Source organism: Serratia rubidaea (genome assembly GCF_016026735.1).
GTDB lineage: Bacteria > Pseudomonadota > Gammaproteobacteria > Enterobacterales > Enterobacteriaceae > Serratia_B > Serratia_B rubidaea.
In genome coordinates this window covers 1,996,121-2,011,515 of record NZ_CP065640.1, presented here as the reverse complement: position 1 = coordinate 2,011,515, position 15,395 = coordinate 1,996,121, and the positions used below count along the sequence as shown (strand labels likewise).

The 15,395-nt window shown below is 62.5% G+C and carries 10 protein-coding genes; 9 read left to right on the top strand and 1 reads right to left on the bottom strand.

Features of this window, described 5'->3' with window-relative positions:
* Nucleotides 1-302: 302 nt before the first annotated feature.
* The 4 genes from pyrB to I6G83_RS09265 all read left to right on the top strand — a co-directional run bounded on the left by pyrB (nucleotide 303) and on the right by I6G83_RS09265 (nucleotide 5,430).
* Nucleotides 303-1,238 carry an aspartate carbamoyltransferase gene (pyrB, locus tag I6G83_RS09280; protein ID WP_015670675.1) on the top strand — a complete coding sequence of 312 codons (936 nt, stop codon included), beginning with the start codon at nucleotides 303-305 and terminating at the stop codon, nucleotides 1,236-1,238.
* Between the two features lie 11 nt (nucleotides 1,239-1,249).
* Nucleotides 1,250-1,714 carry an aspartate carbamoyltransferase regulatory subunit gene (pyrI, locus tag I6G83_RS09275; protein ID WP_015670674.1) on the top strand — a complete coding sequence of 155 codons (465 nt, stop codon included), beginning with the start codon at nucleotides 1,250-1,252 and terminating at the stop codon, nucleotides 1,712-1,714.
* A gap of 133 nt (nucleotides 1,715-1,847) precedes the next feature.
* Nucleotides 1,848-2,234, top strand: a complete 387-nt coding sequence (gene ridA, locus I6G83_RS09270; RefSeq protein ID WP_015670673.1) for a 2-iminobutanoate/2-iminopropanoate deaminase — start codon at nucleotides 1,848-1,850, stop codon at nucleotides 2,232-2,234.
* A 208-nt stretch (nucleotides 2,235-2,442) separates the two neighbouring features.
* Nucleotides 2,443-5,430: a non-ribosomal peptide synthetase family protein gene (locus I6G83_RS09265; RefSeq protein ID WP_054304851.1), complete on the top strand. Its 2,988-nt coding sequence runs from the start codon at nucleotides 2,443-2,445 to the stop codon at nucleotides 5,428-5,430.
* A 35-nt stretch (nucleotides 5,431-5,465) separates the two neighbouring features.
* Here I6G83_RS09265 and I6G83_RS09260 read toward each other — a convergent pair whose 3' ends face one another.
* Nucleotides 5,466-7,856, bottom strand: coding sequence for a beta-N-acetylhexosaminidase (locus I6G83_RS09260; RefSeq protein WP_054304850.1), 2,391 nt, complete (start codon nucleotides 7,854-7,856; stop codon nucleotides 5,466-5,468).
* Between the two features lie 297 nt (nucleotides 7,857-8,153).
* On the opposite strand from I6G83_RS09260, the gene treR reads away from it, so the two are divergent.
* From treR to nrdG, 5 genes are all read left to right on the top strand, one after another.
* Complete coding sequence (gene treR / locus I6G83_RS09255) at nucleotides 8,154-9,101, top strand: trehalose operon repressor TreR (RefSeq protein WP_054304849.1); 948 nt, start codon at nucleotides 8,154-8,156, stop codon at nucleotides 9,099-9,101.
* Nucleotides 9,102-9,325: 224 nt separating this feature from the next.
* A complete protein-coding gene (gene treB / locus I6G83_RS09250) occupies nucleotides 9,326-10,741 on the top strand; it encodes a PTS trehalose transporter subunit IIBC (protein ID WP_054304848.1) in 1,416 nt (471 codons plus the stop codon).
* Between the two features lie 69 nt (nucleotides 10,742-10,810).
* Nucleotides 10,811-12,475: an alpha,alpha-phosphotrehalase gene (gene treC, locus I6G83_RS09245; protein ID WP_054304847.1), complete on the top strand. Its 1,665-nt coding sequence runs from the start codon at nucleotides 10,811-10,813 to the stop codon at nucleotides 12,473-12,475.
* Between the two features lie 289 nt (nucleotides 12,476-12,764).
* On the top strand, nucleotides 12,765-14,903 hold the full coding sequence (nrdD, locus tag I6G83_RS09240) for an anaerobic ribonucleoside-triphosphate reductase (RefSeq protein WP_054304846.1): 2,139 nt from the start codon (nucleotides 12,765-12,767) through the stop codon (nucleotides 14,901-14,903).
* Nucleotides 14,904-14,927: 24 nt separating this feature from the next.
* Nucleotides 14,928-15,392 (top strand): anaerobic ribonucleoside-triphosphate reductase-activating protein, encoded by a 465-nt coding sequence (gene nrdG, locus I6G83_RS09235; protein ID WP_054304845.1) that lies wholly within the window; start codon nucleotides 14,928-14,930, stop codon nucleotides 15,390-15,392.
* Nucleotides 15,393-15,395: the final 3 nt, after the last annotated feature.

Sequence of the window (15,395 nt, the reverse complement as noted above, 5' to 3'; positions counted from 1 at the left end):
TCTCCCTTTTCCGTTTTCCTCCGGCCAATCGATTGCGAAAATCCCTTTTTAACGTTTGCAGCGGCGTCCGTCGCGGGTATAATGCGCGGCAATTTGCCAGGAGAAAGCATGAACAACAGCACCACTTTTGCACCGCAAAACCGGCTGCCAATCGGCGGTCAGCTGGCGTTATTTCTCCTGTTGCCGGACCGATCTTATTAAAAAGGCCCCTCGTTGAGGGGCTTTTTTTTGCCTGCAAGGCAGAGCGTCACCGCGTTTGTTAACCGCCCCGCGCCACGGGCATGCGTCGAGGAGAGTGAAAAATGGCCAACCCGCTGTATCACAAAAACATCATCTCTATTAACGATCTCAGCCGTGAAGATCTGGAACTGGTGCTGCGCACCGCCGCCAGTCTGAAGGCGCAGCCGCAGCCGGAGCTGCTGAAGCACAAGGTCATCGCCAGCTGTTTCTTCGAGGCTTCAACCCGCACCCGTCTGTCGTTTGAAACCGCCATTCAGCGCCTGGGCGCCTCGGTGGTCGGCTTCTCCGACAGCAGCAACACCTCCCTCGGCAAGAAAGGCGAAACGCTGTCCGACACCATTTCCGTTATCAGCACCTACGTTGACGCGATTGTGATGCGCCACCCGCAGGAAGGCGCGGCGCGCCTGGCCTCCGACTTCTCCGGCGATATTCCGGTGCTTAACGCCGGCGACGGCGCCAACCAGCACCCGACGCAAACGCTGCTGGATCTGTTCACCATTCAGGAAACGCAGGGGCGGCTGAGCAATATCAACATCGCCATGGTCGGCGACCTGAAGTACGGCCGTACCGTGCACTCCCTGACCCAGGCGCTGGCCAAGTTTGAAGGCAACCGCTTCTATTTCATCGCCCCGGACGCGCTGGCGATGCCGGGCTACATCCTGAAGATGCTGGAAGAGAAAGGCATTCCGTACAGCCTGCACAACAGCATTGAGGAAGTGGTGCCGCAGCTGGATATTCTGTATATGACGCGCGTACAGAAAGAGCGCCTCGACCCGTCGGAATACGCCAACGTGAAGGCGCAGTTCGTGCTGCGCGCCGCCGATCTGGCCGGGGCGCGCGACAACATGAAGGTGCTGCACCCGCTGCCGCGCATCGATGAAATCACCATCGACGTCGATAAAACGCCGTACGCCTACTACTTCCAGCAGGCGGGCAACGGCATTTTCGCCCGGCAGGCGCTGCTGGCGCTGGTATTAACCGCAGAACTGGACTTTTAAGGGGAATCATCATGACGCACGATAATAAACTGCAGGTTGAAGCCATTAAATGCGGCACGGTGATCGACCACATTCCGGCGCAGGTCGGCTTTAAACTGCTGACCCTGTTCAAGCTGACCGCTACCGACCAGCGCATCACCATCGGCCTGAATCTGCCCTCGAAAGAGCTGGGGCATAAAGATCTGATCAAGATTGAGAACACCTTCCTGACCGAGCAGCAGGCCAACCAGCTGGCGATGTACGCGCCGAAGGCCACGGTCAACCGCATCGACAATTATGAGGTGGTGCACAAGCTGACCCCCAGCCTGCCGGACCATATCGACGGCGTGCTGACCTGCCCGAACGGCAACTGCATCAGCCGCAGCGAGCCGGTGCCCTCCAGCTTCAGCGTTAAATCCCGCGCCGACGCGGTGCACCTGCAGTGCCGCTACTGCGAAAAAGAGTTCGAGCATCAGGTGGTGCTGCAGGCCGGATAAAATTGCCGGGCGCGCCTGTTCATCTGCCGGCGACGCCCTATAATGGGATTTCCGAAGCTCACTACCCACGTTGATACCTGACGGATTTACGCCGCGGCGCGGCCTGAACCCGCAGGGAAAATCAGGAGAAAACATGTCACGTAACATCAGCACTGAACTCGCACCGGCAGCCATTGGTCCTTATGTGCAGGGCGTTGACCTGGGCAGCATGATCATCACCTCTGGCCAGATCCCGGTCGATCCGAAAACCGGCGCCGTGGCCGACGACGTCGCCGCTCAGGCGCGCCAGTCGCTGGAAAACGTGCAGGCCATCGTCGAAGCCGCCGGCCTGAAGGTCGCCGACATCGTTAAAACTACGGTGTTCGTCAAAGATCTCAACGATTTCGCCACCGTTAACGCCACCTACGAAGCATTTTTCAGCGAGCACAACGCGCCGTTCCCGGCCCGCTCCTGCGTGGAAGTGGCGCGTCTGCCAAAAGACGTGAAGATTGAAATCGAAGCGATTGCCGTACGTCGTTAATTCCGACGGCAAGCTAGATTGACAGCGGTCGGCTTATGCCGGCCGTTTTACTTTATAAGACTATTATTTCCCTTAAAACAAGCAGTAATAAAAATCCCACGCCGTTTTAATTCCATTTTACCAAATCTGTCTATAATTAATTTTCGTCCGGCCGGGCAACCCTTACCTCAAATATCTTTATACCAATATTTGCTATCAGGAGAGAACCATGGCCAATCACGTATTGGATGCTTTTATCCAACAGGTTTCCACGTCCCCTACTCACCCGGCAATTATCGATAAAGACAATAAGAATATCAGCTATCAACAACTGGACGATCTCAGCAACCGGCTGTGCGCCCTGCTGCAGCGGCGTGGCGTCGGCCCCGGTGATTATATTCCACTGCTGGCGCAGCGTACGCCGCAGCTGATTATCGGCATGCTGGCGATAGTCAAAGCCGGCGCCGCCTATATTCCGCTGGACAGCAGTTATCCTGAGCAACGTATCAAATACATTATTGAAAAAAGCCGTTCGCCGATTATATTATCAGACCATGAAAATAATAATGAAAAAAATCAGTACGACAGCGTAAAATTAATTAACATTGATACTATTCCAGACGAAATAGTATTAACTCGTCAACCGGTCGATATTCCTCAACAGGCACTGGCGTATGTTATTTTTACCTCCGGCACCACCGGCACGCCTAAAGGCGTGATGGTCGAACACCTGTCGCTGTGGAATATCGTCCGCTGGCACAACCGGCAATTTGCCATGGACGCCGACTGCCGCACCACGCTGAACGCCGGCATCGGCTTTGACGTCGCGCAGTGGGAGATCTGGTCGGCACTGACCAGCGGCGCCGCACTGTGCCTGCCTGCGGAGGAGCAGCGGTTGCAGCCCGCCGCGCTGCTGCAGTTTTTTGCCGACCGGCGGTTGACCCACGCCTTCGTGCCGACGGTGCTGGTGCCTGACGTGGTGCGCGCCGACAAACCGGCGCGACTGGCGCTGCGCTACCTGTTCACCGCCGGCGAAAAGCTGGCGCCGCTCGACCCGACGCCGCTCGGCTGTCCGCTGATTGACTACTACGGCCCGACCGAAGCGACAATTTTCGCCACCTGTAATCCACTCACCTGCGCCGCCGATGCCGCCACCGCCAGCATCGGCCGCCCGGTGACCGACACGGAAATCTTTATTCTGGATGAGCAGCTGCAGCCGGTCAGCGGCGACGCGCCCGGCGAACTGTTTATCAGCGGCAGCTGTCTGGCGCGCGGCTATCTGCATAACCCGCAGCTCAGCGCCGAAAAATTCCTGCAGCCCGCCGGGTTTAACGGCAAACGGCTGTACCGCAGCGGCGACCGCGCCCGCTGGCTGGCGGACGGCCGCATTCAGTACCTCGGCCGGCTGGACGATCAGGTCAAGATCCGCGGCAATCGCATTGAGCTGGGCGAGATTGAGAGCGTCATCATGCAGACCCCCGGCGTGAGCGCGGCGGTCGCCGTAGTGACCGAGCCTGAGCAGGCCGCCGATAAAAAGATCGTCGCCTGCCTGGTGGCCGACGCTGCGCAGCCTGACCTGCTCGACGCCGTCAAAGCACGCCTAAAAAAGACACTACCGTCTTACTTTCTGCCGGCCGATTACCTGCTGCTGCCGCGTTTGCCGCTGAACGCCAACGGCAAAACCGACAAGGCGGCGCTGCTGGCGCACTATGCCGCCAGCCGCACCACGGCGGGCAATGCGCTGCCGGACGCCGCGCAGGAACAGGTCGCCGCCGTCTGGCGTGAGCTGTTGGCGCTGAACGCGATCGGCGCCGATGATAATTTCTTCGATATCGGCGGCCATTCGCTGCTGGCGGCCCGGCTGGCGGAGGCCATCGGCCAGCGGCTCGGGGTGAAAACCTACGTGCGCGATATTTACGAATTCCCCACCGTCGCCGCGCTGACCCGCGAGCTGGCGCAACGCAGCGGGCAGGCGCAGCCGGAGCTGGACAGCGAGCCGGTGCGCGCGCTACAGGAAGATGCAAAATTGCCGCCGGACGTACAGATCAACCCGCACTTTGAACCGCAGCAGCTGACGCAGCCACGCGCCATTCTGCTGACCGGCGCCAGCGGCTTTGTCGGCTCGCATCTGCTGGCGGACCTGCTCGCCACGCGTCAGGCGGATATTTACTGCCTGGTGCGCGGCGACAGCGCCGAACAGGCAGGCCAACGCCTGGATGCGGTGCTGCAAAAACACCATATCGCCCTGAGCGCCGAACAGCGCAGCCGGGTGTATGTCGTGCCCGGTAATCTGGCGGAACCCCGCTTCGCGCTGCCCGATGAGCAGTATCAACAACTGTGCCGACAGGTGGACATCATTTACCACTCCGCCAGCGCGGTGAACTTTATCCAGCCCTACTCCTACATGAAGCGCGACAACGTGCAGGGCCTGAACGAAGTTATCCGCTTCGCCGCCCACCTGCGCACCAAGCCGCTGATGCTGCTGTCCACCATCTCCGTTTACAGCTGGGGGCATCTGCACACCGGTAAACGGGTGATGCTGGAAAGCGACGACATCGACCAGAACCTGCCGGCGGTGCTCAGCGATCTTGGCTACGTGCGCAGCAAATGGGTAATGGAAAAAATCGCCGATCTGGCGGCGCTGCAGGGGCTGCCGCTGATGACCTTCCGGCTGGGGTACGCCACCAGCCACAGCCGGAGCGGCGTCAGCGCCGACTACCAGTGGTGGGGGCGGCTGGTGAAAACCTGCCTGAGCAACGGTACGGTGCCCGACCTGCGCGATCTGCGCGAAGGCCTGACCACGGTGGATTATATGACGCGCGCCATTGCGCATATCAGCGGTAACCCGCAGGCGCTGGGGCTGAAGTTCAATCTGATCCACGAGGACAGCAACAACCTGACGCTGCAGCAGTTCTTCCGGCGGCTGGAGGACTATTTCGGCTACCGCTTCCGCCAGATGCCTTACCACGACTGGCTGGCGCAGTGGCAGCATGATGAAAACGCGCCGCTGTACCCGCTGCTCAGCCTGTTCCGCGACAACATGTCGCACGGCCAGGCGGCGGTGCAGCTGTATCAGGATACCTACCAGTGGGACTGCAGCAACGTGAAGCGCTTTCTGGCCGGCAGCGGCATTGAGGAGCCGCGCTTTACCCGCCAGGAGCTGGAAAATTATCTGTACCGGCTCACCGGCAAGGCGCCGGTCTCGCTGACGGCATAGGCAAACGGCGGGCCGGAGACGGCCCGCCCGGTTGCTCAGCGCACCGTCAGGCCGCGCAGCAGGGTTTCCAGCGGATACACTGCGGCGATGGTCAGCTCATCGCGCACCTGCGCCGCCGCGTCCAGCTGCTGCTGGATCTGCTCCGCCTCACGCTTGCCGAGCGGCTTGCCCTGCCGCCAGCGATCCAGCAGCGTCAGCCCCAGTTCCGCCAGCGCGTTGACGTCCTGCGCCACCGGCGCCAGGTCTTTCATCAGCACGTTGCCGCCAATCAGCCGCTTCACCGGCGCCGCATTCTGCTGCCAGCGCAGCAGGCGGCTGCGCAGCGCCTCGGCGGCCACGCGGTTATCGCGGTCGCGCAGCAGCGCCTCCACCTGCTGATGCATCTCGCGCACCGCCCGGCTCTCCGGCGGCAGCGCGTCCACCAGCCGGTTCAGCGGCTCAAACTGATGGTAGTTGCCCGCCCGGAACTTGAGATGCTGACGCGTGTAATACTGCGCCGGCTCCAGCGCTTCGGCCAGCGTCTGCAGCGGCATAATCTCGACGCTGTTGGCCAGGCGGGTGAACTCCCGCGCGGTTTCCGCATGCTGCTGCAGACCGACGGATACCACCGACCAGGCGTCCACCGCCGCCAGACGGCGGTACATGTTGTTCTCATCGGTAACGTCCTGCGCCGACCACAGCCGCTCCGCCACTGCGAAGGCGCGCGGCCACAGCTTCAGATCCAGCAGCGGCGCGCGTACGTTCTCCGCCCACAGCGCCGCCTCACCGCCGAGGATATTGGCCTGCTGTTTGGCGTCCGGCACCACCGGCATTTTGCCCTCCGGCGCCGCATCCAGCCGGCTGCCGCTGGTGGGGTAACGCACATTGCCCAGCAGCGTATAGCCGCTGAGCTTGTCCCCCTGCAGGGTGACGACCGGGCGGGTGTCGCCCATCCAGGTATCCAGCCGGAAGCTCACCTGCTGCGGCGTACGCCAGACAATATCGTGCAGCGCGCGGCGGGTTTTGCCATCGAAGTCGATAAAGCCGCGCCAGCCCTGCCGGCCCTTAATCAGAGTAAAGCTGCCCGCCACCGCGCTGCCCTTCAGCCGCGGGATCTCAAAACGCCAGCTTTGCGCCTGCTCGCCGGCCGCGACCTGGGTCTCAACCCCGAGCGGCTGCGGCAGCACTTCATTGCGATAGTGGTAGGCGGTGCTCTGCGGCTGATCGAGATAGAAGCCGGTGGACAGAATGCCCTGATAGCCGTCCTGCGCGCTGGCCCCCAGCGAGTCCGGCCCCTGCCAGGACTGGATCAGGATGGTGCGCGGCAGCGCCGGATGGTAGATCTCGTCCCAACCCACCATGCGCCGCTGATGGCGTTCGAGGATCTTTTCCAGCCGCTGGTTAAACCAGGCCTGCAGCGCATGGGCGTCCGCCAGCTGATGCTCGCGCATCAGCGCCTGCAGCGTTTTCGACTGCTGCCACTGGCTGGGATCGACCTCGTCGCCGCCGATATGCAGGTAAGGATCGGGGAAGATCGTCGTCAGCTCGCCGACGATCGCGTCAATAAACTGATAAACCTGCTCGTTGCCGGGATCCAGCGTCGGCGCATGCACGCCCCACTCGCGCTCCATCTGGTACGGCCCCGGCGCGCTGATCAACTCCGGGTAGGCCACTGCAATGCTGGAGGCGTGGCCCGGCAGATCGACCTCCGGCACCACGCGGATGCCGCGCGCCGCGGCGTAGGCCACCACCTGCTGCATCTGTTCGCGGGTATAGAACTGGCCGTCGCTGGCCAGCTGCTGCAGCTTGGGATAGCGCGCGGAGGCGAAGCGCCAGCCCTGATCGTCGGTCAGATGCCAGTGGAAGACGTTCAGCTTGGCCGCCGCCATGCCGTCCAGCTGGCGCAAAATATCGCTGACCGGCAGGAAATGGCGCGCCGAATCCAGCAGCACCCCGCGCCAGGCAAAGCGCGGTTTATCATGGATGCTGACCAGCGGCAGGAAGGTGTTGTGTCCGTCGGTCTGCACCAGCTGCAGCAGGGTTTCCATGCCGCGCAGCGCGCCGAAGCGGGTGGCGGCGTTCAGCGTCACCCCCTGTGGCGTCACCGACAGCCGGTAACTTTCATCGCTGTCCGGCAGCGGCTGCGCCGAGACCTGGCGCTGGATCTTCACCGTAATCGTGCTGGCCTGCTGCGTCGCCCCCGGCGCCAGCGTCCAGCCGGTCTGCAGTTCAAGACGCTGACGCCAGCGCGCCGGCGCGTCCCCCAGATTATCGCCCTCCACCTGCAGACTGATGCGGGGCGTCAGCACCAGTTTGCCCTGCGGCTGGGCGATCTCCACCTGCTGCGGCCACGGCATCAGCGGCAGCTTGCCCGCCGACTGCGCCAGCGCGCCCAGGGGGCAGAGTAATGACGTCGCAAGCAACGTATAACGAAGCGGTTTATGCATCAGAAATTCCTCAGAGGACTGCAAAATCTTATGGATTAAGTACGACAAAAAAACGGCAGAAAGCCCGAGCATAAGGGTAAACGCAGTGCGGCTGTCCAGCCCCGACGGCGAAAAAGCGGGGTTGATCACAGATAACGCGGCCGGGGTGGCGGAGGCGCCGGGTTGTCGGCAAGATCCCGACGCTAAAATGCGTTACTCTATTTTTATTCTTGCCATGCGCCTGCGGCAGCGGCACATTGCCGGGAAAGCACACGTTCATCGGCGCTCACGCCTCTCAACCCTAACGATAAACAGATCATGCAAAACCGGCTGACCATTAAGGACATCGCCCGCCTCAGCGGGGTAGGAAAATCCACCGTTTCACGCGTGCTGAACAACGAAGGCAGCGTGAGCCAGCAAACCCGCGAACGGGTGGAGGCGGTGATCCGTCAGCAGGGCTTCACCCCGTCCAAATCCGCGCGCGCCATGCGCGGCCAGAGCGACAAGGTGGTCGGCATCCTGGTGTCGCGGCTGGACTCGCCGTCGGAGAATCAGGCGGTGCGCACCATGCTGCCGCTGCTGTACCAGCACGGCTACGACCCGATCGTGATGGAGAGCCAGTTCGACAGCCGGCTGGTGCAGGAGCATCTGCACGTGCTGGCGCAGCGTAACGTCGACGGGGTGATCCTGTTCGGCTTTACCGGCCTTGAGGCCGAGATGCTGCAGCCGTGGCAGGAGAAAATGGTGGTGATGGTGCGCGAGTATCAGGGCTTCTCTTCGGTCTGCTACGATGACGCCGGCGCGGTGAATCTGCTGATGGATCGGCTGCGCCAGCAGGGGCACCGCCATATCAGCTACCTCGGCGTCCAACAGTCGGACGCCACCACCGGCGCGCGCCGCTACCAGGCCTATCTGGACGCCTGCCAACGCCACGGCCTGACCCCGCACGCGGCGCTGGGGGAACTCAGCTACCAAAGCGGCTTCCAGCTGGCGGCGGAGGCGATCGCCCCGCAGACCCGCGCGCTGATCTGCGCCTCTGACAGCATCGCCCTGGGCGCCATCAAATATCTGCAGCAGCAGCAGATCGCCGATATCCAGGTGTGCGCCATCGGCAATACCCCGCTGCTCAGCTTCCTGTTCCCGGACACCCTGTCGGTGGAATTCGGCTACGGCAGCGCCGGCGTGCAGGCGGCGCAGCAGCTGCTGGCCCAGCTCAGCGGCGACGCGCCGATCCGCCGCATCGTAGTGCCGAGCAAACTCTCTTAACCGCGCCTGCCGCGCCGGATCGTCAGCACGACGCTCACCCCGCTCTGTGCCGCTATTTTGTGATCTTCATCCGGTTACGGGAACGTTCCCATTTTCTAACCGCGGCGAAATGACTAAGCTTTGATCGGCTTCACCCTACTTACCTCTGCGTGCCGTGCAGGCCCCGCTCGCCGGCGCGGCATACGCATAACAACGCCAGATATACCCATAGAAAGGTATTCATAATGAGCAAAGTAAAACAGCAGGATATCGATCGCCTGATTGCGCTGGTCGGCGGCCGCGAGAATATCGCCACCGTCAGCCACTGCATTACCCGGCTGCGCTTCGTGCTTAACGACCCGGCCAAGGCCAGCCCGAAAGAGATCGAAACCTTACCCATGGTGAAAGGCTGCTTCACCAACGCCGGGCAGTTCCAGGTGGTGATCGGCCCGGAGGTCGGTGATTACTATCAGGCGCTGATCGCCAGCGCCGGCGTCAACGAGGCGGACAAAGAGCAGGCTAAAACCGCCGCGCGCCAGAATATGACCTGGTCCGAGCGCGCCATCTCCCACTTCGCCGAGATCTTCTTCCCGCTGCTGCCGGCGCTGATCAGCGGCGGTCTGATCCTCGGCTTCCGCAACGTGATCGGCGATATTCCGCTGTCCGACGGCCAGACGCTGGCGCAGTCCAGCGCCGGCTGGAAAACCGCCTATGACTTCCTGTGGCTGCTGGGCGAGGCGATCTTTATGTTCCTGCCGGTCGCCATCTGCTGGTCGACGGTGAAAAAAATGGGCGGCACGCCGGTGCTGGGCATCGTGCTCGGCGTAACGCTGGTGTCGCCGCAGCTGATGAACTCCTATCTGCTCGGCCAGCAGGCGCCTGAGCTGTGGAACTTCGGCTGGTTTACCGTGGAGAAGGTCGGCTATCAGGCGCAGGTGATCCCGTCGATCCTCGCCGGGATGGCGCTCGGCTGGATTGAAACCCGGCTGAAAAAGTGGGTGCCGGATTACCTCTATCTGGTGGTGGTGCCGGTGCTGTCGCTGCTGCTGGCCACCTTCCTGGCCCATACCCTGATCGGGCCGTTCGGCCGCATGATCGGCGACGGCGTCGCCTGGGCGGTCAAGGCGGTGATGACCGGCAGCTTCGCGCCGATCGGCGCCGCGCTGTTCGGCTTCCTGTATGCGCCGCTGGTGATCACCGGCGTCCACCAGACCACGCTGGCGATCGATATGCAGATGGTGCAGAGCATGGGCGGCACGCCGGTCTGGCCGATTATCGCCCTGTCCAACATTGCGCAGGCCTCGGCGGTGCTGGCGATCATTATCGTCAGCCGCAAGGCCAATGAGCGCGAGATTTCGGTGCCGGCGGCGATTTCCGCCTACCTCGGCGTCACCGAGCCGGCGATGTACGGCATCAACCTGAAATACCGCTTCCCGATGCTGTGCGCGATGATCGGCTCCGCCTGCGCCGGCCTGATCTGCGGCCTGGCCGGGGTGATGGCCAACGGCATCGGCGTCGGCGGCCTGCCGGGTATCTTGTCGATCAAACCGCAGTTCTGGCTGGTGTTCGCGCTGGCGATGCTGGTGGCCGTGGTGGTGCCGCTGGTGCTGACCATGCTGGTGTACCGGCGCAAGGCGCGCCGCGGCGAACTGCCGGTATAGCGCGTCATTTATGATGAATGTAGGGGCCAGGCGCGCCTGGCCCGCTGTCACAGTCAAAAGGTATTCTTTATGAGCAACCCCATCCCCTGGTGGCAAAACGGCGTCATCTACCAAATTTACCCGAAGAGCTTTCAGGACAGCAGCGGCAACGGCTACGGCGATCTGGCCGGCGTCATTCAGCGGCTGGACTATCTGCAGGCGCTGGGCGTGGACGCCATCTGGCTGACGCCGGTCTACCTCTCCCCGCAGGTGGATAACGGCTATGACGTCGCCGACTACTGCGCCATCGACCCTGCCTACGGCAGCATGGAGACCTTTGAGCAGCTGGTGGCGGCCGCGCACCGGCGCGATATCCGCATCGTGATGGATATGGTGTTCAACCATACGTCGACCGAGCATCCGTGGTTCCGGGCGGCGCAGGATCGCCACAGCCCGCTGCGCCAGTTCTATATCTGGCGCGACGGTGCCGAAGGAACGCCGCCGAACAACTGGCGCTCCAAGTTCGGCGGTTCGGCCTGGCAGTGGCACGCCGACAGCGGCCAGTATTACCTGCACCTGTTCGCCACCGAGCAGGCCGACCTGAACTGGGAGCACCCGCCGGTGCGCGAGGAGCTGAAAAAAATCTGTCAGTTCTGGGCGGATAAAGGCGTCGACGGCCTGCGGCTGGACGTAATTAACCTGGTGTCCAAGCAGCAGGAGTTCCCGGACGACGCGCACGGCGACGGCCGGCGCTTCTACACCGACGGCCCGCGCATTCATGAGTTTCTGCAGGAAATGAGCCGCGAGGTGTTCCGGCCGCGCGGCCTGATGACGGTCGGCGAAATGTCGTCCACCAGCCTGGAGCACTGCCGGCAATATGCGGCCAACGGCGGCGAAGAGCTGTCAATGACCTTTAATTTCCACCATCTGAAGGTCGATTACGCCAACGGCGAGAAATGGACGCTGGCGGCGCCGGACTACGTGGCGCTGAAGCAGATTTTCCGCCACTGGCAGCAGGGCATGCACAACCACGCCTGGAACGCGCTGTTCTGGTGCAACCACGACCAGCCGCGCATCGTCTCGCGCTTCGGTGATGACCATGCGCTGCGCGTACCGGCGGCGAAGATGCTGGCGATGGTGCTGCACGGCATGCAGGGCACGCCCTATATCTATCAGGGCGAAGAGATCGGCATGACCAACCCGGGCTTTGACAGTATCGAACAATACCGCGACGTTGAAAGCCTGAACATGTACGCCGAACTGCGCGCCGCGGGGCGCAGCGACGCCGAGCTGCTGGCGATTCTGGCCAGCAAGTCGCGCGATAACGGCCGCACGCCGATGCAGTGGAGTGCCGAACCCAACGCCGGCTTCAGCAGCGGTACGCCATGGATCCCCTGCGCCGGCAACTACCGCCAGGTCAACGTCGAGGCAGCGCTGGCCGACCAGGAGTCGGTGTTTTACACCTATCGCCACCTGATCGCCCTGCGTAAACAGTACCCGCTGCTGACCCACGGCGACTATCAGGATCTGGCGCCGACGCATCCGGCGCTGTGGTGCTATCAGCGCAGCTGGAACGGCCAGCGGCTGCTGGTGGCGGCCAACCTGAGCGCCCAGCCGCTGGCGTGGGACGCGGCCGGCGTTGAGGCGTCTGACCTGTGGCGCGTGGCGATCGGCAACTACGGCGATGCGCCGCCGCAGCCGCAGCCGCTGACCCTGCGGCCGTTCGAAGCGGTGTGGTGGCTGCTGGAGGCGTGATGCTTCCGCCCCCGCCTGCGTAAACCAATATCCCGGGCCAGACGGCCCGTTTCCCGCCGGCGCGATGGCGATCTGTACAGCGATCGCCCCGCCGTCGGCTTTCTTTGTTCTGCATCAAGAAAACCCCGCCAGCACCCATATATAGTGCATTCACAAGCACTAATATCTATATGTAGTAGTTATCCACAAAATCATCCACACCGCCCCGCAGCCCAGACGCGCTGCGGCATTGCCCTGTGGATAAGCTGAAACGGCTATCTGTTCCCGAGCGCGGAACAAGGAGAACGACGTGAAACCAGTAGTGATTAAACGGGACGGCTGTCAGGTTCCCTTTGACGAAGCACGCATCAAACAGGCCATCGAACGCGCCGCCCGCGCCGCCGAGGTGAACGACAGTGAGTATTGCGCCGCCGTCGCCCGTGAAGTCGCTCAACAGATGTCCCGTCAGCCGCGGCTGGATATCCATGATATTCAGCAGGCGGTGGAAAACCGGCTGATGGCCGGTGAATACAAGCAGCTGGCGCGCGCCTATATCGAATACCGCCACGACCGCGACGTCGCCCGCGAACTGCGCGGCCGGCTGAACCAGGAGATCCGCGGCCTGGTCGAACAGAGCAACGCCGCGCTGCTGAATGAAAACGCCAACAAAGACAGCAAGGTCATCCCCACCCAGCGCGATCTGCTGGCCGGCATCGTCGCCAAGCACTATGCCAAGCAGCACATCCTGCCGCGCGACGTGGTGCTGGCCCACGAACGCGGCGAAATTCACTATCACGATCTGGACTACGCGCCGTTCTTCCCGATGTTCAACTGCATGCTGATCGACCTGCAGGGCATGCTGACCAACGGCTTTAAAATGGGCAACGCCGAGATCGAAACGCCGAAATCGATCTCCACCGCCACCGCGGTCACCGCGCAGATCATCGCGCAGGTCGCCAGCCATATCTACGGCGGCACCACTATCAACCGCATCGATGAGATTCTGGCGCCGTACGTCAGCGCCAGCTTCAACAAGCACCGCCAGGTGGCGGAAGAGTGGCAGATCCCGGACGCGGCGGGCTACGCCATGGCGCGCACCGAAAAAGAGTGCTACGACGCCTTCCAGTCGCTGGAGTATGAGGTCAATACGCTGCATACCGCCAACGGCCAGACGCCGTTCGTCACCTTCGGCTTCGGCCTCGGCACCAGCTGGCAGTCGCGGCTGATCCAGCAGTCGATCCTGAAAAACCGCATCGCCGGACTGGGTAAAAACCGTAAAACGGCGGTGTTTCCGAAGCTGGTGTTCGCCATCCGCGATGGCCTCAACCACCGCTACGGCGAACCGAACTACGACATCAAACAGCTGGCGCTGGAGTGCGCCAGCAAACGCATGTACCCCGATATCCTCAATTACGATCAGGTGGTGCAGGTGACCGGCTCGTTTAAAACGCCGATGGGCTGCCGCAGCTTCCTCGGCGAGTATCAGGAAAACGGTAAGCCGGTGCACGACGGCCGCAATAACCTCGGCGTGATCAGCCTGAACCTGCCGCGCATCGCGCTGGAGTCGCAGGGCAATGAGGAGCGCTTCTGGCAGCTGCTGGACCGCCGCCTGCTGCTGGCGAAGAAGGCGCTGATGACGCGCATCGCGCGCCTGCAGGGCATCAAGGCGCGCGTGGCGCCGATTCTGTATATGGAAGGGGCCTGCGGCGTGCGGCTGAACGCCGACGATGATATCGCCGAGATCTTCAAGAACGGCCGCGCGTCGATCTCCCTCGGCTATATCGGCGTCCATGAAACCATCAACGCGCTGTTCGGCAACGCCGGCCACCTGTACGACGATCGGGCGCTGCGCGCCAAGGCCATCGCCATCGTCGAGCACCTGCGCGCCGCCACCGACAGCTGGAAAGAAGAAACCGGCTACGGCTTCAGCCTGTACAGCACGCCGAGCGAGAACCTGTGCGACCGTTTCTGCCGGCTGGACACCGCCGATTTCGGCGTGGTGGCGGGGGTGACCGACAAAGGCTACTACACCAACAGCTTCCACCTCGACGTTGAGAAAAAGGTCAATCCGTACGACAAGCTGGACTTCGAGGCGCCCTACCCGCCGTTAGCCAACGGCGGCTTTATCTGTTACGGCGAATACCCCAACCTGCAGCATAACCTGAAGGCGCTGGAAGACGTGTGGGACTACAGCTACAGCCGCGTGCCCTATTACGGCACCAATACGCCGATCGACGAATGCTACGCGTGCGGCTACACCGGCGAGTTCTCCTGCACCAGCAAAGGGTTTACCTGCCCGAAATGCGGCAATCACGACGCCGCCAAGGTGTCGGTCACCCGCCGCGTCTGCGGCTATCTCGGCAGCCCGGATGCGCGGCCGTTCAACGCCGGTAAGCAGGAAGAGGTGAAACGCCGGGTGAAACACCTGGATAACGGGCAGTTGGGCTGACGGCCGGTTACGGAGAGTGCAGCGATGAATTATCACCAGTATTATCCCGTCGATGTGGTCAACGGCCCCGGCACCCGCTGTACGCTGTTTGTCGCCGGCTGCGTGCACCAGTGCCGCGGCTGCTACAACCAGGGCACCTGGCGGCCCGATTCCGGCCGGCCGTTCACCGCGGCGCTGGCGGATAAGATTATCGCCGACCTCAACGACCCGCGCATCGCGCGCCAGGGGCTGTCGCTGTCCGGCGGCGATCCGCTGCACCCGGCCAACGTGGCGGAGGTGTTACGGCTGGTGCAGCGGGTGCGCGCCGAATGTCCCGGCAAGGATATCTGGCTGTGGACCGGCTACCGGCTGGCGGAGCTGGACGCGGCGCAGCAGCAGGTGGCAGCGCTGATCAACGTGCTGATTGACGGTAAGTTCGAGCAGGAACTGCGCGATCCGGCGCTGATTTGGCGCGGCAGCAGCAATCAGGTGGTGCATAAGCTGCGCTGAGGG

What these genes read in the sequence shown, in the direction of transcription:
- pyrB (WP_015670675.1), top strand. Translation starts at nt 303, where the DNA reads ATGGCCAACCCGCTGTATCACAAAAACATCATCTCTATTAACGATCTC.
- pyrI (WP_015670674.1), top strand. Translation starts at nt 1,250, where the DNA reads ATGACGCACGATAATAAACTGCAGGTTGAAGCCATTAAATGCGGCACG.
- ridA (WP_015670673.1), top strand. Translation starts at nt 1,848, where the DNA reads ATGTCACGTAACATCAGCACTGAACTCGCACCGGCAGCCATTGGTCCT.
- I6G83_RS09265 (WP_054304851.1), top strand. Translation starts at nt 2,443, where the DNA reads ATGGCCAATCACGTATTGGATGCTTTTATCCAACAGGTTTCCACGTCC.
- I6G83_RS09260 (WP_054304850.1), bottom strand. Translation starts at nt 7,856, where the DNA reads ATGCATAAACCGCTTCGTTATACGTTGCTTGCGACGTCATTACTCTGC.
- treR (WP_054304849.1), top strand. Translation starts at nt 8,154, where the DNA reads ATGCAAAACCGGCTGACCATTAAGGACATCGCCCGCCTCAGCGGGGTA.
- treB (WP_054304848.1), top strand. Translation starts at nt 9,326, where the DNA reads ATGAGCAAAGTAAAACAGCAGGATATCGATCGCCTGATTGCGCTGGTC.
- treC (WP_054304847.1), top strand. Translation starts at nt 10,811, where the DNA reads ATGAGCAACCCCATCCCCTGGTGGCAAAACGGCGTCATCTACCAAATT.
- nrdG (WP_054304845.1), top strand. Translation starts at nt 14,928, where the DNA reads ATGAATTATCACCAGTATTATCCCGTCGATGTGGTCAACGGCCCCGGC.